This window comes from Limimaricola sp. G21655-S1, assembly GCF_027213785.1.
In the GTDB taxonomy this organism is placed as follows: Bacteria; Pseudomonadota; Alphaproteobacteria; order Rhodobacterales; family Rhodobacteraceae; genus Limimaricola.
The window spans coordinates 157,154-178,099 of record NZ_JAPWGO010000007.1; the positions used below are offsets into that span (position 1 = coordinate 157,154).

At 68.6% G+C, this 20,946-nt stretch carries 19 protein-coding genes; all 19 read right to left on the bottom strand.

Translation table 11 applies throughout. The features are described 5' to 3' along the window. Positions 1 to 42: 42 nt before the first annotated feature. Positions 43 to 1,719, bottom strand: a complete 1,677-nt coding sequence (locus O4G76_RS09285) for a formate--tetrahydrofolate ligase (protein WP_269397065.1) — start codon at positions 1,717 to 1,719, stop codon at positions 43 to 45. Between the two features lie 81 nt (positions 1,720 to 1,800). Further along, positions 1,801 to 2,400: an MOSC domain-containing protein gene (locus O4G76_RS09290; protein WP_269397066.1), complete on the bottom strand. Its 600-nt coding sequence runs from the start codon at positions 2,398 to 2,400 to the stop codon at positions 1,801 to 1,803. A gap of 120 nt (positions 2,401 to 2,520) precedes the next feature. Next, the gene (ftsH, locus tag O4G76_RS09295; RefSeq protein ID WP_269397067.1) at positions 2,521 to 4,437 is read right to left on the bottom strand and encodes an ATP-dependent zinc metalloprotease FtsH; all 1,917 of its coding nucleotides are present in this window, start codon (positions 4,435 to 4,437) and stop codon (positions 2,521 to 2,523) included. 80 nt (positions 4,438 to 4,517) lie between these two features. Continuing rightward, complete coding sequence (gene tilS / locus O4G76_RS09300) at positions 4,518 to 5,756, bottom strand: tRNA lysidine(34) synthetase TilS (protein WP_269397068.1); 1,239 nt, start codon at positions 5,754 to 5,756, stop codon at positions 4,518 to 4,520. Continuing rightward, on the bottom strand, positions 5,753 to 6,586 hold the full coding sequence (gene ybgF / locus O4G76_RS09305; protein ID WP_269397069.1) for a tol-pal system protein YbgF: 834 nt from the start codon (positions 6,584 to 6,586) through the stop codon (positions 5,753 to 5,755). The genes tilS and ybgF overlap by 4 nt, the downstream gene beginning before the upstream one ends. After that, entirely contained in the window at positions 6,586 to 7,137 is a 552-nt protein-coding gene (gene pal, locus O4G76_RS09310; protein WP_085894632.1) for a peptidoglycan-associated lipoprotein Pal, read from the bottom strand. The genes ybgF and pal overlap by 1 nt, the downstream gene beginning before the upstream one ends. Before the next feature lie 76 nt (positions 7,138 to 7,213). Beyond that, positions 7,214 to 8,545, bottom strand: a complete 1,332-nt coding sequence (tolB, locus tag O4G76_RS09315) for a Tol-Pal system beta propeller repeat protein TolB (RefSeq protein ID WP_269397070.1) — start codon at positions 8,543 to 8,545, stop codon at positions 7,214 to 7,216. Between the two features lie 119 nt (positions 8,546 to 8,664). After that, positions 8,665 to 9,876, bottom strand: a complete 1,212-nt coding sequence (locus tag O4G76_RS09320; RefSeq protein ID WP_269397071.1) for a hypothetical protein — start codon at positions 9,874 to 9,876, stop codon at positions 8,665 to 8,667. A 10-nt stretch (positions 9,877 to 9,886) separates the two neighbouring features. Continuing rightward, entirely contained in the window at positions 9,887 to 10,381 is a 495-nt protein-coding gene (locus O4G76_RS09325; protein WP_269397072.1) for an ExbD/TolR family protein, read from the bottom strand. Position 10,382: 1 nt separating this feature from the next. After that, the gene (tolQ, locus tag O4G76_RS09330) at positions 10,383 to 11,057 is read right to left on the bottom strand and encodes a protein TolQ (protein WP_207569209.1); all 675 of its coding nucleotides are present in this window, start codon (positions 11,055 to 11,057) and stop codon (positions 10,383 to 10,385) included. Positions 11,058 to 11,271: 214 nt separating this feature from the next. Further along, complete coding sequence (locus tag O4G76_RS09335) at positions 11,272 to 12,033, bottom strand: SDR family NAD(P)-dependent oxidoreductase (protein ID WP_269397073.1); 762 nt, start codon at positions 12,031 to 12,033, stop codon at positions 11,272 to 11,274. A gap of 75 nt (positions 12,034 to 12,108) precedes the next feature. Next, on the bottom strand, positions 12,109 to 12,516 hold the full coding sequence (ybgC, locus tag O4G76_RS09340; protein ID WP_269397074.1) for a tol-pal system-associated acyl-CoA thioesterase: 408 nt from the start codon (positions 12,514 to 12,516) through the stop codon (positions 12,109 to 12,111). After that, a complete protein-coding gene (locus tag O4G76_RS09345; RefSeq protein ID WP_269397075.1) occupies positions 12,513 to 13,136 on the bottom strand; it encodes a hypothetical protein in 624 nt (207 codons plus the stop codon). Before O4G76_RS09345 ends, ybgC begins: the two co-directional genes overlap by 4 nt. A 65-nt stretch (positions 13,137 to 13,201) precedes the next feature. Beyond that, positions 13,202 to 14,236 (bottom strand): Holliday junction branch migration DNA helicase RuvB, encoded by a 1,035-nt coding sequence (gene ruvB / locus O4G76_RS09350; protein WP_085894626.1) that lies wholly within the window; start codon positions 14,234 to 14,236, stop codon positions 13,202 to 13,204. A gap of 75 nt (positions 14,237 to 14,311) precedes the next feature. Then, the gene (ruvA, locus tag O4G76_RS09355; RefSeq protein WP_269397076.1) at positions 14,312 to 15,001 is read right to left on the bottom strand and encodes a Holliday junction branch migration protein RuvA; all 690 of its coding nucleotides are present in this window, start codon (positions 14,999 to 15,001) and stop codon (positions 14,312 to 14,314) included. Beyond that, positions 14,998 to 15,519, bottom strand: a complete 522-nt coding sequence (gene ruvC, locus O4G76_RS09360; RefSeq protein ID WP_085894624.1) for a crossover junction endodeoxyribonuclease RuvC — start codon at positions 15,517 to 15,519, stop codon at positions 14,998 to 15,000. The genes ruvA and ruvC overlap by 4 nt, the downstream gene beginning before the upstream one ends. A gap of 112 nt (positions 15,520 to 15,631) precedes the next feature. Continuing rightward, on the bottom strand, positions 15,632 to 17,677 hold the full coding sequence (locus tag O4G76_RS09365) for a hybrid sensor histidine kinase/response regulator (protein ID WP_269397077.1): 2,046 nt from the start codon (positions 17,675 to 17,677) through the stop codon (positions 15,632 to 15,634). Beyond that, positions 17,661 to 19,160, bottom strand: coding sequence for an ATPase domain-containing protein (locus O4G76_RS09370; RefSeq protein WP_269397078.1), 1,500 nt, complete (start codon positions 19,158 to 19,160; stop codon positions 17,661 to 17,663). Before O4G76_RS09370 ends, O4G76_RS09365 begins: the two co-directional genes overlap by 17 nt. A gap of 109 nt (positions 19,161 to 19,269) precedes the next feature. Next, entirely contained in the window at positions 19,270 to 20,856 is a 1,587-nt protein-coding gene (locus O4G76_RS09375; RefSeq protein ID WP_269397079.1) for an alpha-amylase family glycosyl hydrolase, read from the bottom strand. Positions 20,857 to 20,946: the final 90 nt, after the last annotated feature.

The following is a 20,946-nucleotide window of genomic DNA, read 5'->3' on the forward strand; positions in this document are numbered from 1 at the left end:
TCCGAAAGCTCGTTCGGGGGCCTTTTCCCACAGTGCGGCGGCCTAGAACAGACCCTCGACATGACCGGCTTCGCACAGGCGGATCTTCTCGGCGGCGGGACGGCTCGGCAGGCCAGGCATGGTCATGATCTCGCCGCAGACCGCGACGACGAAGCCCGCCCCCGCCGACAGCCTTACCTCGCGCACCGGCACGTCGTGCCCGGTGGGCGCGCCGCGCCGGGTCGGATCGGTGGTGAAGGAATACTGCGTCTTGGCCATGCAGACCGGCAGATGGCCGTAGCCCTGCGCTTCCCATGCGTGGAGCTGGTCGCGGATCCTGGCATCCGCGATCGCCTGATCGGCGTGGTAGATGCGGCGCGCGATGGTGTCGATCTTGTCGAACAGTCCCATCCCGTCCTCGTAGAGCGGCGCGAAGGCGGAGGCACCGCTCTCGGCCAGCTTCACCACCCGTTCGGCCAGGGCCTCGGCACCGCGCCCGCCCTCGGCCCAGTGGCGGCACAGCACCGCCTCGGAGCCATGCTGGTGAACATAGTCCATGACGGTGGCGATCTCCGCCTCGCTGTCGCCCGCGAAGTGGTTGATCGCCACGATCACCGGCACGCCGAAGCCCTTGAGATTGGCGAGGTGCCGCCCGAGATTGGCGCAGCCGCGCGCGACGGCCTCGGCATCCGGCGTGCCGAGATCCTCCTTGGGGGTGCCGCCATTCATCTTCAGCGCCCGGATCGTCGCCACCAGTACCGCCGCGTCGGGGTGCAGCCCGGCCTTGCGGCACTTGATGTCGAAGAACTTTTCCGCGCCCAGATCGGCGCCGAAGCCGGCCTCGGTCACCACGAAATCGGCAAGCTTGAGCGCCGTTCGGGTGGCGATGACAGAGTTGCAGCCATGCGCGATATTGGCGAAGGGGCCGCCATGCACGAAGGCGGGATTGTTCTCGAGCGTCTGCACGAGGTTGGGCTGCATCGCGTCGCGCAGCAGCACCGTCATCGCGCCATCGGCCTTGAGGTCGCGCGCGAAGACCGGCGTCTTGTCGCGGCGGTAGGCCACGATCATGTCACCGAGCCGCGTCTGCAGATCCCGCAGATCGGTGGCGAGGCACAGGATCGCCATGACCTCGGAAGCGACGGTGATGTCGAAGCCCGCCTCGCGCGGAAAGCCGTTCATCACGCCGCCCAAGGATGCCGTGATCTGCCGCAAAGCCCGGTCGTTCATGTCCATGACCCGCCGCCAGGTAATGCGGCGGGTGTCGATCTCGAGCTCGTTACCCCAGTAGATGTGGTTGTCGATCATCGCCGCGAGCAGGTTGTGGGCGCTGGTGATCGCGTGGAAATCGCCAGTGAAGTGGAGGTTCATCTCCTCCATGGGCACGATCTGCGCGTAGCCGCCGCCCGCCGCCCCGCCCTTCATGCCGAAATTCGGCCCGAGCGAGGCCTCGCGGATGCAGATCGCGGCGCGGCGGCCGATCCGGTTGATCGCATCGCCCAAGCCCACGGTGGTAGTGGTCTTGCCCTCGCCGGCAGGGGTCGGGTTGATCGCCGTCACAAGGACCAGCTTGCCATCGGGTCGGCCTTCGAGGCTGTCGATGAAGCGCTGCGAGATCTTGGCCTTGTCATGCCCGTAGGGCAGCAGGTCGGCCTCGCCGATGCCCAGCCGCGCGCCGATCTCCCGGATCGGCAGCTTGTCCGCCGCGCGGGCGATTTCGATGTCCGATTTCTGCACCATGTCCGCTCTCCCCTCTCCCTGCCGTCCAGCCTCGCGATCACGGGCCGTATCGTGCCGCGCCGGCGCGACCCTTCTACGCGCTTAAGCGTCGTTTCGGGCCTCGGGACGCCACGCCCTCTGGTCGGGCAGGTGCAGTCGCAGCGCATCGCCGGGCCGAAGCGTGCCCGGGCGCTCGACCCAGGCCGTGACCCCCCGTAGCCCCTTGGAGGCCTGCTTGAACGCCTTGCCATGGCCGGGACGGGCCGCTTCGATGGTCATCGCAGGGAACTGGCAAGGCCGGTTCTGCATGTCGACGACCAGCGTGCAGCCATCGGGCCCCTGTAGTCGCGCCGAGGGCGGCAGGTGGCTGAAATCCGGCAGGCCCGCCACCACCAAGGACGCACCGAGCCAGGCGGGATCAAGCGCGTCCAACCCCAGCCTCGCCGCGATCTCGTCCAGTTCCTCGGCCCCAAGCAGGGTGAGCTGACGGGTGTTGCGGATCTCGGTGCCCCTGGGATGTTGCGCGGTGACGCGCGAACAGGAGGGCCGGGTCAGGCCGGCATGGACTTCTCCTTCCATGCCGCCGAAACCGAGGGGCATCTCGCTCAGCGCCTCGGTCTCGATCGGCGCGGCGGCGCGATGCGGCACCCGGCCCAGCCAAGTGATGCGGCCGGTATAACCGGTAGGGGCAAGGGCGGGCATGGCAACTCCTGCGATGGTTGCGCCCCTCATGCCAGTCCGCCCGATATTGCTCAAGCGCGCATGAAAAGCCCCGGCGCCTTGCGGGGCCGGGGCTCGTCTCGATTCACATGGAACGCCTGATCAGGCGCTGGGCTCGGGCAGCCCGCCATCCGTCGGCTTGGGCTTGCGCGTCTTCGGGATCGCGGTGATCGACGCGCCGCCGCCCTGCTCGGGCTTCTGGCTGTCGTCGTCGTCGCCCCGGTTCAGCGGCTCGCCCGCGATCACGCGGGTGATCTCGTTGCCGGTCAGCGTCTCGTATTCGAGAAGACCCTGCGCCAGACGCTCCAGATCCTCGCGGCGCTCGGTCAGGATACGCTTGGCGGTCTCGTAGCCCTCGTCGATGATCCGGCGAACCTCTTCGTCGATGACCTTCTGGGTCTCGGCCGAATGGCTGGCCCCGCCCGAGTAGGAGCCGAGATAGCTCTGCTGCTCGTTGGCATAGTCGATATGGCCGATCTTGTCCGAGAAGCCGAACTGCGTGACCATCGCGCGGGCGATCTTGGTCACCTGCTGGATGTCCGAGGTCGCGCCCGAAGTGACGTTCTCCTTACCGAAGATCAGCTCCTCGGCGACCTTGCCACCCATCGCCATGGCGATCTTGGACTTGTACTTGGTGTAGGTGACCGAGAGCTGGTCGCGCTCGGGCAGGCTGAGCACCAGACCGAGGGCACGGCCACGCGGGATGATCGTCGCCTTGTGGATCGGGTCGTGCTGCGGGACGTTGAGGCCGACGATGGCGTGACCGGCCTCGTGGTAGGCGGTCAGCTTCTTCTCGTCCTCGGTCATGACCATGGAGCGGCGCTCGCTCCCCATCATCACCTTGTCCTTGGCGTTCTCGAAATCGATCATCGTTACGAACCGGCGGCCGACGCGCGCGGCCATCAGCGCCGCCTCGTTGACGAGGTTGGCGAGATCGGCGCCCGAGAAGCCGGGCGTGCCGCGGGCGATGATGCGCAGATCGACATCAGGGCCGAGCGGCACCTTGCGGGCATGCACGCCGAGGATCTTCTCGCGGCCCTTGATGTCGGGGTTCGGCACCTGAACCTGACGGTCGAAGCGGCCGGGACGCAGCAGGGCGGGGTCGAGCACGTCGGGACGGTTGGTCGCCGCGACGATGATGATGCCTTCGTTCGCCTCGAAGCCATCCATCTCGACCAGAAGCTGGTTCAGCGTCTGCTCGCGCTCGTCATTGCCACCGCCATAGCCCACGCCACGCGACCGGCCCACGGCGTCGATCTCGTCGATGAACACGATGCAGGGCGCGTTCTTCTTGGCCTGCTCGAACATGTCGCGCACGCGGCTGGCGCCGACGCCCACGAACATTTCGACGAAGTCGGAGCCCGAGATGGTGAAGAAGGGCACGCCCGCCTCGCCCGCGATGGCGCGCGCCAGCAGCGTCTTACCGGTGCCCGGAGGGCCCACGAGCAGCGCGCCCTTGGGGATCTTGCCGCCAAGGCGCGAGAACTTCTGCGGGTTGCGGAGGAATTCGACGATCTCTTCGAGTTCGTCCTTGGCCTCGTCGATGCCCGCCACGTCGTCGAAGGTGACGCGGCCATGCTTTTCGGTCAGCAGTTTGGCGCGGCTCTTGCCGAAGCCCATGGCACCGCCACGGCCACCGCCCTGCATCCGGTTCATGAAATAGATCCAGACACCGATCAGCAGCAGGAAGGGCAGTAGCGACAGCAGGAAGGTGGTGAAGCCCGACTGCTCTTGGCTGCGCGCGTTCACCGGGATGTCACGCTCGATCAAAAGCTGCGTGACCTCGGCATCCTCGGGCTTGATGGTGACGTAGTCGCGCCCGTCGGTCCCGCGATAGCGCACTTCCTCGCCATCGAGCGTGACCTGCGACACGTTGCCGGTCTCCACCGCCTCGACGAAGTCGGAATAGTTGCGGGAATTCGACTGGAGCGTGGACTGCCCGCCGCTGAACAGGTTGAACAGCGCCAGGATCAGCAAGAAAAGCACGACCCAGAAGGCGATGTTGCGCGCGTTGCCCAAAGGATTTCCTCCGAAATTGGTTTGGCCGCGCTTAATGGCACGCGGGCCACGGAATCAAGATAGAGATTGGCGCGGTATCTTCAATGCGGAAGCACCCGATAAGGGAAATCCGCGACAATCCGCGCGGACCATTCACCGGGCTCGCCAGCGCAGGGGGCCGCCACCAGCGTGTCGCCGTGCCAGATCGCCGGGCTGGCCAGCAGCGCCGCGCGCGGCAGCCCCAATTCGCGCCACTGTGGACAAAGCGGCAGGCCGGTCTCCCCGAGCGCCGCGACACGCACCCCCGAAAGCGCGGGCCCCGACAGCTGCCAGCGCCCGTCCCACAAGGCATCGGGCGTGGCATCGGGTGCCGTTGCCGCGACCTCCCGGCTCAACCACGTCGCGCCGCGCCAGGTCTCCAGCACGACGCCGCCCAGCGTACGCCGCCCGGCGCTCGCTCCGGCGAGGGCCGCCCGCAGCGCGTCGATCCGTGGGCGGTAGTCGCTACCGGCGATCCAGCGCAGCGCGGCGGAAACCAGTCGCAGCCGCGTTTCCTCCGGAGCCTGTGCCAGAGCCTCCGGGTCGATCGCCACCGCCCCCGCCGCGAGCCGCACGGACCGGGCCGACAGCGCATCCGCGAGATGCTCCAGCGCCATCCGGGCCAGAGCCATCCGCTCGGCGGTAGCCACGAGGCCGTCCGGCGTCACCCCGACCGGCTCGAGCGCCGTCATGGCGCGGCGCGCTCGTACCCTCTGGAACCTGATATCGGCGTTGGAGGGGTCTTCGTCCCAGCCGATGCCCCGGCTCTCCAGCCAGTCCCTCAGTTCGGCGCGACCGAGATCCAGCAACGGGCGCAACCAGAGCAGCCCGGCGGTCGCGCGCGCTGACGCCATGCCCGACAACCCGTCGACGCCGGAGCCGCGCGCTAGGCGCATCAGGACGGTTTCGGCCTGATCGTCGCGCGTGTGGCCGAGCGCCACCGCGTCGAGGCTATGGCGCCGGGCCCAATCTCCCAGCAATGCCTGCCGCGCGCGACGGGCCGCACCCTGCAAGTTGCCGCGCCCGTCCCAGCCCGTCCAATCGAGGATCTCGTGCGGCAGGTCGAGGCGCACGCAGGCCGCGGCGACGCGCTCCGCCTCGGCCCGTGCTTCGGGGCGCAGGCCGTGATCGACGGTCGCCACGCGGCAGGTCAGGCCGCGCGCACGAGCCGCGGGGCCGACCATGTGCAGCAGGGCCATGGAGTCGCTGCCCCCCGAAACGGCGAGACCGAGCCCGTTGCGGGGCCCGGTCTCGAGGCATCGGGTCGCGCGGCGGACGAGATCGTCCGGCCCGGCGGTCACTGGCAGGACAGGCTTTGCATCGCGGCCTGCGCCTCGGTAGCGGCCGGGTTGCCCGGGAAACGGGTGCCGACCTCGCCCAGCGTGACACAGGCATCGGGCACCTGCCCCAGCGCCGCCAGCGATTGGCCGAGTTCCAGCAGCGCCTGCGCCGCGACCTTGCCGTCGGGATCGCCCGAGAAGCTGTCGAGATAGGCTCGCGCCGCGCCGGCGTTGTCGCCCAGCCCGGAAAGCGCCTCGCCGCGCTTGTAAAGCGCCTCGGCGCTCAGCGCACCGCCCGGGTAGGTCTGGAGATAGGCCGCAAACTGGTCAGCGGCGCCGCGAAAGTCACCTTGGGCGAGCGCCTCCGACGCCCGCTCGAAATCCGCCTTCTCGCCGATCGCCAGCGCAGGTCCGGAACCGGTCGTGGCCGGCGCCGCAGGGGTGGGCACGTTCGAGGCGCTGTCGACACCACCAAGCGACGGCGTGTCGCCGAGCTGGCTGATGTCGCAGTTCTCGTCGAGTTCGCAGATCCGGAATTCGAGATCGCCGACGCGGTTGGTGCCGTCGGTGGTGATCCGGTTGATGCGGAACTCCAGCTCTTCGGTCTTCGAGGTCAGCCCCTGAAGCTGTGCCTCGATGGCGTTGAGCCGTTCGAGCGCGGAATTGCCGCCCACCGCCTGCGGCGCGGCACCGGTGGTGTTGAGCTCGCCCCTGAGCGACTGGATGTCGCCGTAGAGAACCGACAGTTCCTGACGGATGTCGGCGAGCGTCTTGTCCTGCCCCTGCGCAAGCCCCGCGGCCGGAGCCGCAAGGGCGCACAGGAGCGCGAGGCTGCGCAGGGGGGCCATCATCAGCTCAGCGCCCCGGCCGCGATGACGGTGACCGCGCGACGATTCTGCGCGTAGCAGCTCGGATCGGAACAGGTCGCGACCGGGCGCTCCTTGCCGTAGGAGATCGTCCGCAGGCGCGAAGCCGGCACGCCGCGCGAAATCAGGTATTCGCGTGCCGCGTTGGCGCGCCGCGCGCCCAGCGCCACGTTGTATTCGCGCGTGCCCTGCTCGTCGGCATGGCCCTCGATCACCGCGAGGTAGTCGGTGTTGGTCATCAGCCATTGGGCTTGGCCGTCGAGCGTCGCCATGGCCTCGGAGCTCAGCGTCGACTGGTCGACCGCGAACAGCACCCGGTCGCCGATGCTCTGGGCGAAGTACTCGGGGCTGTTGGGGTTGCCGGCGCCGAGGCCGCCCTGACCGATCGCCGACTGATCGAAACCGGCACCCATGCCGGCGCCGGCGCCCATGCCGTCGGCGCCCGCACCTGCGCCGCCGCCGAAGCGGTCGGGCCGCGTGCAGGCCGAAAGCGCCAACGCGCCGACGAGGATGGAAGCGGTGAGATACTTGTTCATGTGTTTGGTCCTGCCCCTCGAGGAGTGATTACCGGCATGCGTAGCACGGGGTCGTCCCCGTGCAAACGCCGCGTCATTATTGCTGCAACGGTCCCCAGGACGGATCGGAGGCGAAGCCGCCCGTCGGCACCTGCTTGAGATTGCGGCCCGAAATATCGACCGAATAGATCTGCGGCCCGCCCGAGGCGCCCTGCGTCTCGCGCGTGAACATCAGCACCCGCCCGTTCGGCGCCCAGGTCGGGCTCTCGTCGAGGAAGGAGGAGGTGAGCAGCCGCTCTTCGGAGCCGTCGGTGCGCATCACGCCGATATGGAACCGGCCCGCATTCTGCTTGGTGAAGGCGATCAGATCGCCGCGCGGAGACCAGACCGGGGAGCCGTAGCGCCCCTCCCCGAAGGAGATGCGCCGCGGCTCGCCGCCCGAGGCGGGCATGACGTAGAGTTGCTGGGTGCCGGAACGGTCGCTCTCGAACACGATCTGGCTGCCATCGGGGGACAGCGAGGGCGAGGTCTCGATCGAGGGCGCCGAGGTGAGGCGGCTATGCGCGCCGGAGCCGAGTTCGGTGCGATAGATGTCGGTGTTGCCCCCGGTCGAAACCGAGTAGATCACCGCGCCGCCATCCTTGGAGAAGCGCGGGCTGAAGGCCATTTCGCCCTCGACCGTGGTGATCTGCCGGCGGCCGACGCTGGCCACGTCCAGAAGGTTGATCCGCGGGAAGCCGCTCTCATAACTGGTATAGAGCACCCGGTCGCCATTGGGCGAGAAGCGCGGCGCCAGCACGAGCGAGTTGCTGTCGGTCAGGAACTGCCGGTTCTCGCCGTCGTAATCCATGATGCCAAGGCGCCGGGCGCGGTTGTCCTTGGGGCCGCTCTCGGAGACGAAGACGACGCGGCTATCGAAATAGCCGCTCTCGCCGGTGATGCGCGAATAGACCGCGTCGGCCACCTTGTGACCCATGCGGCGCCAGCCGCCCGTGGTGCCCGCGAATTGCAGCCCCTCGCCCAGCTCGGCGCCGGTGAAGACGTCGTAGAGGCGGAACTTCACGGTGAGTTGGTCGCCATTGACGGCGACCGCTCCGGTGATCAGCGCCTGCGCGTTGATCGCGCGCCAGTCGGGATAGGCCACCGGGCTGGCGAAGCTCGCCGGGGTGGAGATGAAGGACGAGGCCGGGATCTCGCGGAACAGCCCGGTGCCGCTCAGATCCTGCGCCACGACGCGGGTGATGTCGGCGGCGATCTGCTCGGCGCCGGCGGTCTCGGCCTGAAAGCCCGGCACGGCGAAGGGCAGCGGCTCGATCACGCCTTCGGAGATGGTGATCCGCAACGGGCCGCTCTGGGCGGTCACGGGGGCGGGAAGCACGGTCGCCGCGACGAGCGGCGCCAGCAGAAGCGCGATGGTTCTGGTCAGCATCTTGGTCCTCGTTCCGTCAGGCCGCGGGGGTCTGGCGCCCCTTTGTGCGCAGCGGCGTGTGTTTGGGCAACGCCCCTTCGGGCGCGCGGGTTCAACGGTTTCGTGAGCGGGCCGAAACATCAGCGCATCCTCATGCCGGAAGGATCGAAGGTCATCTCGACCTCCTTCCACTGCTCGTACTTGTCGGCGGGCAGCACGTAGCCGTCGCGCTCGCACCGCAGGATCGCGCGCCGGGCGGCCTGGAAGGCCGCCTCGATCGCGCCGTCGCTGCCGCCCGCACCGGAAATGCGCCGCACGTCGCCCTGCACCCGCCCCTGCGGATCGAGATCGAAGGCCACGGTCAGCGTCACCCGCGCCGCTTCGGAGCCGACATCGACGTTCCAGCACTGCTGCACCGCGACGCGGAACGCATCCTGCTCGGCACCGGTCATCGGCGGGCCGGGATTTGCGGCAGCGGCCGGGGCCGATGGCGCCGGCGTCGAGGCCAGGGCCGCGGCCAGAGCGTCCGCCACGGCGTCGCTCGTGTCGGTGCTCGGCGCCGGTTCGGGCTCGGGCGTGACGTTCTCGGAGGCGGCCGTCTGGGTCTGCGCCGGGGTTTCGGGCGCCGGTTCGGGTTGGGGGGCGGCACGCGCGGGGCGCGACGGCGGGCGCGGCGCCGAGGGCGGCGCCAGAGCCGCCACCTGCGGCGCGGGCGGGGTTTCGGGTGCCGAGGCGGGTTCCTCGGCCTCGGTCACGATCTCGGTCGTGGCCTCCTCCGGCGCGGTGGCCTCTTCCTCGATTTCGGCCACCTCGGCGCTCTCGGCTTCGGGCGTCGCCGCCTCGCGCACGACATCGGCCACCTGTGCATCCGGCGGCGGCGGCGCGACGGCCTCGGGCGCCACGCGCGGCGCCGGGCGCGGTACCGGGCGCTCGGCGATCTCGGGTACCTCTGTCGGTGCGGGCGCGGCGGCGGGCGGCGGCGGCGGTGGCGCGATTTCCTCGGCCATCTCGGCCGGCGGCTCGGGCAGCGGCTCCGGCGCGGGCGGCGGCGGGGTTTCCTCGGCCGGTGCCTCGGGCGCGGGCGGCGGCGGTGGCGCCTCGGCCGGGGTCTCGACCGGTGTCTCGGGCGCGGGCGGGGTTTCCTCGACCACCGGGGTCTCGGGGGCGGGCGGCAGCTCGGTCTGCGGTTGCGGCGAGGTGGCGGCGACGAGCGCCGCGTATTCCTCGCCGGAGACCACGGAGACGGGCGCGACCTCGAAGTCCAGAGGCTCGCTGTCGAACCCCCAGCCCATGACGAGCCAGATGAGCAGGCCGGCATGGCCGATGCCCGAGATGTAGCCCCCCGTGCTCATCGCGAATGCCTCAGCCGCCCGAAGGCAGCGCGGTCGGCGCGCCCGCCCCGAAATCCGAACCGCCGACATCCGTGACAAGACCGATATTCGAGAAGCCGCCGGCATTGAGCGCGCCCATCACCTCGGCGACCCGATCCCAGGCATTGGCGCCGTCGGCGCGCAGGAAGATGCGGTTGCTGGACCGCTCGGCGGCGATCGCCTGCAACCGCGTGATCAGCTCGCCCTGCGGCACCTCGGTGGTCTGAATCAGCAGCCCGCCCTCTGCGGTGACGGTCACCGTCAGCGGCTCTTCCTCGTCGGAAGGCAGCGCCGAGGCGGCGGTCTGCGGCAGTTCCACCGGGATGCCCACGGTCATCAGCGGCGCCGCGACCATGAAGATGATCAGCAGCACCAGCATCACGTCCACGAAGGGTGTGATGTTGATCTCGGCCATCGGCTGGGCCCGACCCCTGCGGCGTCCCCGGCGATTGCCGCCGCCGCCTGATTTCATGACACCCGCGCCCATCTCAGCTGTCCAGCTGGCGCGACAGGATGGTCGAGAACTCGTCCGCAAAGGCTTCGTAGCCGCCCAGCAGCCGGTCGGAATCGGCCGAAAGCTTGTTGTAGAAAATCACCGCCGGAATCGCGGCCATCAGGCCGAGGCCGGTGGCGAGCAGCGCCTCGGCGATGCCCGGCGCCACCACGGCGAGGTTGGTGTTCTGCGCCTCGGCGATCTCGATGAAGGCGTTCATGATGCCGAAGACCGTGCCGAACAGCCCGACGAAGGGCGCGGTCGAGCCGGTGGTGGCGAGCACCGGCAGACCGCGCTGCAGCCGCGAGGCCTCCTTGGCGATCGCCACGTCCATGCCGCGGTCGATGCGCGCCTGCGCGCCTGCGATCAGCCCGCCATCCTGGCGGTGCGAGCGGCGCCACTCGGTCATGCCGGCGGCGAAGATGCGCTGCGATGCGCCCCTCGGGTCGGCGCCGATCTCGTCAAACAGCTGGTCGAGCGGCTCGCCGGACCAGAAGGCGCGGTCGAAGCGCGCGGCCTCGGCTCGGGCGGCGCGGTACTGGATCACCTTGTCGACGATCACGGCCCAGCACCAGATCGAGGCCAGGATCAGCGCGATCATGACGAATTTGACGGTGATCGTCGCGCGGGCAAAGAGCCCCCACATCGAGAAGTCTACAACCTGATCCATCTGCCTGCTCTTTAGTGACGCGCGTGGCCTCTCGCGGGCCGCTAGTGGCGCGCATAACCGATCCGTGGCGCGAAATCCACTTCGCGCTTTGCACGGCGGCGTGACAGGCAACAGCCCTCCGCCGGTCGCCCCAACCCCGATCGGCGGAACTCCGCGCAAGCGAAAGGGGCGCGGATCGTCCGATCCCGCGCCCCTCGCTCACCCTGCCCTGCGCTCAGGCCAAGGGCGGCTGGCCGTTCGAGGCGGTCAGCCCGCCATCCACCGGCAGGATCACCCCGTTGACGAAGCTGGCATCCTCGCTGGCCAGGAACGCCACCACGCCGGCGATCTCCTCGGGCTGGCCGTCGCGGCCCATCGGGATACGGCTGTGCATCCGCTCGAGGAACTTCGTGTTGTTCATCATATCGGCGGTCAGTCCGGTCTCGGTGAAGCCCGGCGCCACCGCGTTGACGCGAATGCCATGGCGCTGGAAATCAAGCGCGAGCGAACGCACCAGGTTCGAGATCCCGGCCTTGGAAGTCGCGTAGGCGAAGGCCCCGAAATCGCCGCGCATGCCCGAAACCGAGGAGGTCGCGATGATCGTGCCCTTGGATTTCTTGAGCGGCTCCCAAGCCGCCTTGATGGTGCGGTAGGTCCCGGTGAGGTTGTTCTCGATCACCCCGGCGAAGTTCTCGTCGGAGACCTCCTCCATCGGCCCCATCACCGCAAATCCCGCATTGGCCACGAGGATGTCGAGTCCGCCGAAATTCTCTACTGCCGTGGTGACCATCGCCTCGCAATCGGCGGGCTTTGCGATATCGCCGGTGATGGTTCGCGTATGCGCCGCCGGAAGGTCGCGCACGACCTGGGCCAGCTTGTCCGAGTCGGTGTCGGACAGCACCACGTTCGCGCCTTCGCGCGAGAATCGCCGTGCCGTGGCCGCGCCGATCCCCGAGGCCGCGCCCGTGACCAGAACCGTTTTCCCCTTGTATCGCATCGTGAAACTCCTTGCTGTCGGTGGCGCTGCCCGCGGGCAACGGCATGGCAAGGGGATGGTTCCGGGTTTGTGCGATCAGGAACCAAGGCCGGCGGAGGCGAGCCGTTCCCGCAGATCGACGGGGAGCCGCGCCGGTGCGCCGCTCGCGGACAGCGCTGCCAGCGTCACGCGCGCCGCGAAACAGGTATCGTCGCCACGACTCACGCGCTGCTCCAGCTCGATCCTCGCGCCGCCGATCCGGGCCGGCGTCGTCTCGACCTCCAGCAGATCGTCGAATCGCGCCGGCGTCAGGTAATCGGCCTCGATGCGGCGGACAGCAAAGACGATGCCGGTCTCGGATTTGAGCCGGGACTGGTCGATCCCGAGCCCTCGCACCCATTCGGTGCGCGCGCGCTCGATGAACTTCAGGTAGTTCGCGTAATAGACGATCCCCGCGAGGTCGGTATCCTCGTAATAGACGCGGATCTGCAGCTTGTGGCTCAATGTCCCATCCGCGCGGCAAGCCGCAGCGCCGTGGCCGGATCGTCGGAGGCGGCGGGCAGCACCGGGTCGTAGGCCGCCTTGATCAGCGCCGCGATCTCGGGCTTGAGCACCACCGTGCCGTCCGGCGCCGAAGCCAGTGGCGAGGTGTCGTCGAAGGCGCTCTCGGACCATGTGAGCATCGAGAGCACCGCCTGGCTCAGCGCCAGCACGTCGGCAGGCGTCTCGGCCGCCTCGCCCTTCATGCGCAGGAACACGATGCCTGCGCGGATCGCGCCGTCGGGCTCGAAACGAAAGGCGCGGTACTGGCTGGCATCGCCCGCCTCTAGCTTGGACAAGAGATCGGGCAGGCCCGGCACCAGCTTGTCGAGATCGGGTACGGCGGTGAGCTCGTCCCATTCGCGGCAGAAGAAGACCAGCAGGTTCACCCCGAGCTCGGGGTCGGTCTCGGCCATGTCGTGATCGGCAAGCTGGCACAGCGCCTGCAGCGCCGATTTCATCACCGAAAGCGTCTCATCTTCGACGCCGAACACCACCGGCGCGATCGGCCGGCCCCAGCGAGCGCACATGTAGCTGCCATCGCCCCGGGTGAACATCGCCTCGACGGCTTTCGCATCCAGCATGACCGGTCCTCCTGTTTCCGGGGCCGGGATACGCGCCATGACCCCGGCGGGCAAGCGCCGGGGCATCAGTCGAACAGCACGCCCTGCCCCGATTCCGGCCCGCGCGGCACCGCCAGCCCCAGATGCCGCCAAGCCGCATGGGCCAGCATCCGGCCGCGCGGCGTGCGCTGGATCAGCCCCTGTTGCAGCAGGAACGGCTCGATCACCTCCTCCAGCGCGTCGCGGCTTTCCGACAGGGCGGCCGACAGCGTCTCGATTCCGACCGGGCCACCGCCATAGGCCTCGGCGATGAGCCGCAGGTAGCGCCGATCGGCCCCGTCGAGCCCGAGGTCATCGACGCCGAGCCGTGTCAGGGCGCTGTCGGCGATCTCGCGGGTGACGCGCCCATCGCCTTCGACCACCGCGAAGTCGACGACGCGGCGCAGCAGCCTCCCCGCGATGCGCGGGGTGCCGCGCGCGCGCCGCGCGATCTCACGCGCGCCGTCGTCATCGGCGGGGGTCCCGAGGAGCCGCGCGTTGCGGGTGACGATTTCGTGCAATTCGTCGACGCTGTAGAACTGGAGCCGCGTCGGGATGCCGAAGCGGTCGCGCAGCGGCGTGGTCAGCAGGCCGAGCCGGGTTGTCGCGCCGACCAGCGTAAAGGGCTGCAGCTCGATCCGCACGGTACGCGCAGCCGGCCCCTCGCCGATCACCAGATCAAGCGCGTAATCCTCGAGCGCGGGGTACAGCACCTCCTCGACCGCCGGGTTCAACCGGTGGATCTCGTCGATGAACAGCACGTCGCGCGGTTCGAGATTGGTGAGGATCGCGGCGAGATCGCCCGCCTTGGCCAGCACCGGCCCGGATGTCATGCGAAAGCCCACGCCAAGCTCGCGCGAGATGATCTGCGCCAGCGTCGTCTTGCCCAGCCCCGGGGGCCCGTGGAATAGCGTGTGGTCCATCGCCTCGCCACGGATTCGCGCGCTCTCGATGAAGATGCGCAGGTTGGCGCGGGCCTCGGCCTGGCCGATGAACTCGTTCAGCCCCTGCGGCCGCAGGGCACGATCGTGGTCCTCGGGAAGCCGTTCGGGGCGCAGCGCGGGATCGGGGGCGTCGGTCATCGTCCAGTCCTAAGCATCGCAAGGCGGCATTGTAAGGCGTCGCGGCATCCTGCCGCTGCTTCGGCGCGCGTCATCTCACCGGTCCTTGGGCGCGAGCTTGCGCAGCGCCGCGCGGATCAGGCCCGCCGTGTCCGCCTCCGGCGTTTCATGCGCGGCCTCGGCCACCGCGCCCGCCGCCTCCGAAAGACCGTAGCCAAGATTGCCCAGCGCCGAGAGCGCCTCGGCTTGCGCCGCGGCGTTGCCCTCATCCTTCTTCCGGGGTGCCGGGCGCTTCGGGGCGGCTACTTCGACGGGCGCATCCTCGATCACCGCAGCCGCGTCGTCGTCGCGCATCGCGGCAGGCTGCGCGCCCATCGCCATGATCGAGGGGGCCTTGTCCTTCAGCTCGTTGACCACGCGCTGCGCGGTCTTGGGACCCACCCCCTTGGCGCGCGCCACGGCCGACCAGTCGGCCAGGGCGATGGCGCGCGACAGCCCGTCCGCGCCCAGCGCGCCGAGGATCGCCAGCGACGCCTTGGCGCCGATGCCCTGCACCGTCAGCAGCAGCCGGTGCCATTCCTTTTCCACCAGCGTCGGAAAGCCGAAGAGCTGCAGGATGTCCTCGCGCACCAGAAGCTCGGTATATAGCGCCACCGCCTCACCCGGCCCGGGGAGCTGCGCCAGAACCCGGTCGGAGACATAGACCACGTAGCCGACCCCCCGCACGTCGATCAGGACGTGATCTGCAGCGCGGTATTCGAGCCGCCCGGCGATGCGGCCGATCATGCGCGCGCCCTCGCCGCCTCGGCCCGGGCCACGGCGGCCGCCAGATGCCCCGCCGATTGCAGGTGATGCGCATGGCAGATCGCGACCGCGAGCGCGTCGGCCGCGTCGGGCCCGTCGAGCCTCACGCCCGGGAGCTGGAGCTTCACCATGTGCTGCACCTGCGCCTTGGCCGCGGCGCCGTTGCCGACCACCGCCTTCTTGATGGTCGAAGGCATGTATTCGCCCACCGCAAGACCCGCCTCGGCCGGGATCATCAACGCGATACCACGCGCCTGCCCCAGCTTGAGCGTACCGGCGCCGTCGGAGTTGACGAAGACATGCTCTACCGCCGCCGCCTCCGGGCCGTGCTCGGCGATCACGGCGCGCAGCTGGTGGGCGAGCGACAGCAGCCGCTCGGCCAGGTCGTCCCCCTCGGAGTGGCAGGTGCCGTTGGCGACGTGGCGCAGACGTGCGCCGGTGACCTCGATCACGCCCCAGCCGAGATTCCGCAGACCCGGATCGATACCGATGACTCGCATGTGCCCCCATCCGCCGATCGCGGCTGCTCTCCGCCCCGGCCTGTTCTGTCTGGTTTTTCCGATCCCTAGCACAAAGAGCGAACGCAAGCCATGGGTCGCGGACAGCTCCGGCTCAAAGACCGAGGCGCGCGATCCCCTCCGCGAGCTGGCGCTGCATGTAGGGCTTGGCGAGACGCGGAAGCTCGAGCGCCTCGCCCTCCGGAAGCTCCGCGTAGCCGGTCGCCAGAAGGATGGGCAGCCCCGGGCGCAGCTTGCGTGCGGCGCGCGCCAATTCGCCACCATTCATTCGCGGCATCGAGAAATCGGTGATCAGCAGGTCGATCGGTTCGGCGCTTTCGATCACCTTCAGCGCCTCCGGACCCGATGAGGCCTCGATCACCTGATGGCCCAGATCCTCCAGCAGATCGACGGTGCTCATCGCGATGAGCGCGTCGTCATCGACGAAGAGGATGCGCAGGGCGCCGCGCCGTTCACCCGATGCCGGGGCGGCCTCGTCGGCGCGGACGGCTTCGGTTCCGGTCCCGACCGTTGCAGCGGGCAGCCAAAGTTCGGCGCGGGTGCCCTGCCCCGGCGAACTCGACAGCCGCAGCGCGCCGCCGAGCTGCTGTGCAAGGCCATGGATCATCGACAGGCCCAGCCCGGTGCCCTTGCCCAGCTCCTTGGTCGAGAAGAAGGGATGCGTGGCCTGTTCCAGCGTGGCGGCGTCCATGCCGCTCCCGGTATCGGTGACCGAAAGCCGCAGATAGCTGCCCGGGGCGAGATCCGAAGCCTCGGTGACGTCGCACTGCGCCAGCGCCACCTCGAGGCTGCCGCCGCCGGTCATCGCGTCCCGGGCATTGACCGCGAGGTTGAGGAGCGCGAGGTCGAACTGGTTGCCATCCACCTGCGCCCGGGGCAGCCCCTGCGGCAGGTCGAAGCGCAGCTCCACCAGACCGCCGACGGACCGGCGCAGCAGTTCCTCGGAGCCGCGGACCAGATCGGCCAGATCGCGCGGCTCGACGCTGAGCTCCTGTCGCCGGGCAAAGGCCAGCAGGCGCTGGGTCAGGGCCGCGCCGCGCTGCGCGCCCTGGATCGCACCGTCGATCAGGCGGGTCGCGCGCGCATCCTCGGCGACATGGCGCGACAGCAGGTCCAGATTACCCAGCACCGCCATCAGCAGGTTGTTGAAATCATGCGCGACGCCGCCGGTGAGCTGGCCGATCGCCTCCATTTTCTGGCTCTGCAGAAGCTGGCTCTCGGTGCGCTCGCGTTGCCGGATCTCCTCCAGCATCCGGGCATGCGCAGTTTCCAGCTCGGCCGTCCGCTGCGCCACGCGCCGCTCAAGCTCCTCGGTCTGCTCGCGGTGCATTGCCTCGACCTGCTTGCGAGCGGTGATATCCGTGGTCACCCCGACCAGCCGGACCTCGCCTTCCGAACCGCGCTCGATCCGCGCCAGAGCCGCGGCCCAGCGCAGGCTGCCATCGGGCCAGATCACGCGAAACTCGACCTCGTAATCGGTGCCCTCGCGCGTGGCCCCCTCGATGGTTTCGATCACATGGGCCTTGTCGCCGGGATGCAGGCTGTCGAGGAAGTCCTCGAAACCGAATGGCGCCGCCTCGGAGCGCCCGAAGATCGCGCGCAGCGTCGGCGAGGACACCAGCTCCTGCGTCGCGGGGTGGAACTCCCAAGCCCCGAGGCGGCCGGCCTTGAGCGCGGTGCGCAGCGTCTCTTCGCTGCGATGCAGCCGCTCGACCGCCGCACGGGCCTCGAACTGGCGGTCCCGGCCGCGCCGGGCACCACGCGCGACGCTGACGAATGTGGTGGCGTGAAACGGACGTTCGAGGAAGGTGACGTTGCCGAGGATTTCGGACAGCCGCGCCGCCTCGGGATTGCGCTCCGGGCCGCCGCCATGCCGGGTCAGCACGATGAACGGGAGCGCCGACCAGCTCGGCTGCGCCTCGATGGCCGCGGCCAGCAGGTTGAGATCGGCATGACGCACCGTTTCTTCGGTAAGAAGGCCAAAGGCGGTGTTTTCGCCCAGCCGGGCCGCAAAGCTCGGGATATCGTCGCAAATGACCGATTTTTGACCGATCTCGGACAGCAGCGCCGCCGCGAGCTGCGCGTCCCGCCCTTCCGGCGCGAGGATCAGCGCCCGGGCGAGATCAAAGTCCCGCGTCATCGGCGCCTACCTTCATCAGCGGATCGGCGGAGCCCATAAAATCCGGCACACCACGCAATACCCCCTGGAATCCCTGCAGCGGCGCACCGAGCTCGAGCCCGGCGGCGCTGATCCGGTATTCGCGGATGGTGTCCTCATGCGCCCCCGTGCGCTTCTTGATGATCGAGACCGCGCGGCGCACCTTTCCCAGCGCCTCGAAGTAGCGCAACAGGATCACGGTATCGGCAAGGTAGGTGACGTCGATCGGCGACTTCATGTCGCCCACCAGACCGTGCTGCGCCACGGTGAGGAATGACGAGGCGCCCTGACGGTTCAGGAATTGCAGCAACTCGTGGATATGCAGCACCAGTGCGTTCTCCTGCGGCATTGCCGCCTGATAGCCGGTCATGCTGTCGATCACGACGCAGCGCACCCCGCGTTCGACCACGCTGTCGCGGACCTTCTGTGCGAACTCGCCGGGCGACATTTCGGCCGCATCCACCTGTTCGACCTGTAGCGCGCCGCTGGCCCGCAGCGCGGGGATGTCGATGCCGAGCTTGGCCAGCCGGGCCTCCATCAGACCCAGTTCCTCGTCGAAGACGAAGAGCGCCGCGCGCTCGCCGCGTTCGATGGCAGCCAGCGCGAATTGCAGCGAGAACAGGCTCTTGCCGGTGCCGGTCGGCCCCAGAACCAGCGTGCTCGAGCCCTGCTCGACGCCGCCGCCAAGCAGCTGGTCCAGCGCGGGAATACCGCTGCTGCGGGAACTGCGGTCGAATTCGGTGCGGTGTTCGAGCGCCACCAAGCGGGGAAACACCTCGATCCCCCCGGTCTTGATGGCGAAGTCGTGATAGCCGCCCCGATAGCGCTGGCCGCGATACTTGGTGACCCGCAGCCGCCGTCGTTCCGCGCCGTAATCGGGCGCCAGCTCCTCGAGCTGGATCACGCCATGCACGATGCTGTGCACGGTCCGGTCATGCGCCTCGGCCGTCAGGTCGTCCAGCATCAGCACCGTGGCGTCCTGACGGGCGAAGTAATGCTTCATGGCGAGGATCTGGCGGCGGTAGCGCAAGGAGCCCTGCGCCAGCAGCCGGATCTCCGAAAGGCTGTCGATCACCACGCGCTGCGGCCGGACGCGCTCGAACGCGGCGAAGATCTGCCGCGTCGCCTCGCCCAGCTCGAGATCGGAGGAATAGAGCAGGCTCTGCTGCTGATCGGCGTCGAGCAGGCTTTCGGCAGGCACCACCTCGAAGATCGAGATCCGGTCGTCCAGCGTCCAGCCATGCGAGGCGGCGCTGTCATGCAGCTCTTCCTCGGTCTCGGAGAGCGTCACGTAGAGGCAGGTTTCGCCCCGCTCCGCCCCTTCGAGAAGGAACCGCATCGCCGTGGTGGTCTTGCCCGTGCCGGGCGCCCCTTCGACAAGAAAGACATGGTTGCGCGTGAGTCCCCCGGAGAGAACGTCATCGAGCCCCGGAACGCCGGTCCGGGCATGGGTCTTGGGGGTCATCGGTCCGATCCTTTAGCCGGTTATGCCCTCCTAGCAGCTTTGCCGGAGGGTCAAAAGACGGCTTGGAGGAGGCACGGCGCGGCCCCGGTCGGGCCGCGCCGCAAGGGCTTCACTGCAGCCGGGCGATCAGCGCGCCGTTGGCGCCGAGCCAGACCTTGCCGTTGTCGGTCCGGGCATCGAGCACGAAGAGCGTCTCATCGATGCCATCGATCTCGATCTCCTGCGGCTGGTTCGACAGGTTGAAGGCGCAGATCGTCTTCTCGCCGCGATGGAAGGCCAGCACCGGCTCCTCGGTCTCGGCGAACATGGTGCGGCCCTCGCGCAGATCGGGCGTCTCGCGGCGCAGCTTCAGCAGCGCCCGGTAGGTTTCGAGCACGGAGCCCTCGACACCCTTTTGCGTGTCGACCGCACGCGCCGCCTGCGGCGCCTTCACCGGCAGCCAGGGCTCGACACGGCCAAACCCCGCATGGGGAGCGTCCTTTTCCCAGACCATCGGCGTACGGCAGCCGTCGCGCCCCTTGTCGGCGGGCCAGAAGTTGATGCCCTGCGGGTCGGTCAGCTCGTGAAACTCCATTTCGGTCTCGGTCTGGCCCAGCTCCTCGCCCTGATAGAGACAGATCGAACCCTCCATCGTCAGCAGCATCGCCGCGGCTAGCTTGGCCACCGCGTCCTGGTCGCCATGCTCGGCCCAGCGCGTCACGTGGCGCGGCACGTCATGGTTCGACATCGCCCAGCAGGGCCAGCCCTTCGGCGCCAGCTTGAAGAACTGGTCGATCTGGTGGCGGAAATGCTCGGCGGCGAATTTCGGGCCCAGCATCTCGAAGCTGTAGGCCATGTGCAGCCGGTTGGCCGAGGTGTACTCGCCCATGATCTCGATCGGATGGTGACTCTCGCCGACCTCGCCGACCAGCGTGCGATCCTCGTACTCGTCCATCAACTTCCGCATCTTCTCGAGGAAGGCGATGTTGTCAGGCTGGTTCTTCGAGAAGATGTGGTACTGCATGTCATAGGGCTTGATCGCCGGGGTCCCGTCGAGGCGGAAATCGGCCGGATCGTCGCGCAGATGCTTGTCGTGGAAGTAGAAGTTCACCGTGTCGAGGCGGAAGCCGTCGACGCCACGATCGAGCCAGAACCGCATGGTGCCAAGGAGCCAGTCCTGCACTTCCGGATTGTGGAAGTTGAAGTCCGGCTGCTCTTTCAGGAAGTTGTGGAAGTAGTACTGCCGACGACGCGGCTCCCACTCCCACGCGATGCCGCCGAAGATGGCCTGCCAGTTGTTCGGTGCCGAACCGTCATGCTTGGGGTCGGCCCAGACGTACCAGTCGGCCTTGGGGTTGTCGCGGCTTTGGCGGCTCTCCTCGAAAAAGGGATGCTGGTTCGAGCTGTGCGACAGCACTTGATCGATCATCACCTTGAGCCCGAGCTCGTGCGCCCGCGCGACCATGGCGTCGAAATCCGCCAGCGTGCCGAAGGTGGGGTCGATGTCGGTATAGTTCGACACGTCGTAGCCCATGTCGGCCATCGGAGAGGTGAAGATCGGCGACAGCCAGATCGCGTCGGCGCCGAGATCGGCGATATGCGGCAGCCGCGCGGTGATCCCCTTGAGATCGCCGATGCCGTCATCATTGCCGTCCTGATAGGAGCGCGGGTAGATCTGGTAGATCACCGCGCCCTTCCACCAATTCGCCTTGCTCATCTCGAATCCTTTCGTCCCTTGGGAGCCGGGGGCTTTCGAACAGGCTTGCCCGAAGCGTTTCGGATTGGCAAGTTGCAACCGGCGCATCGA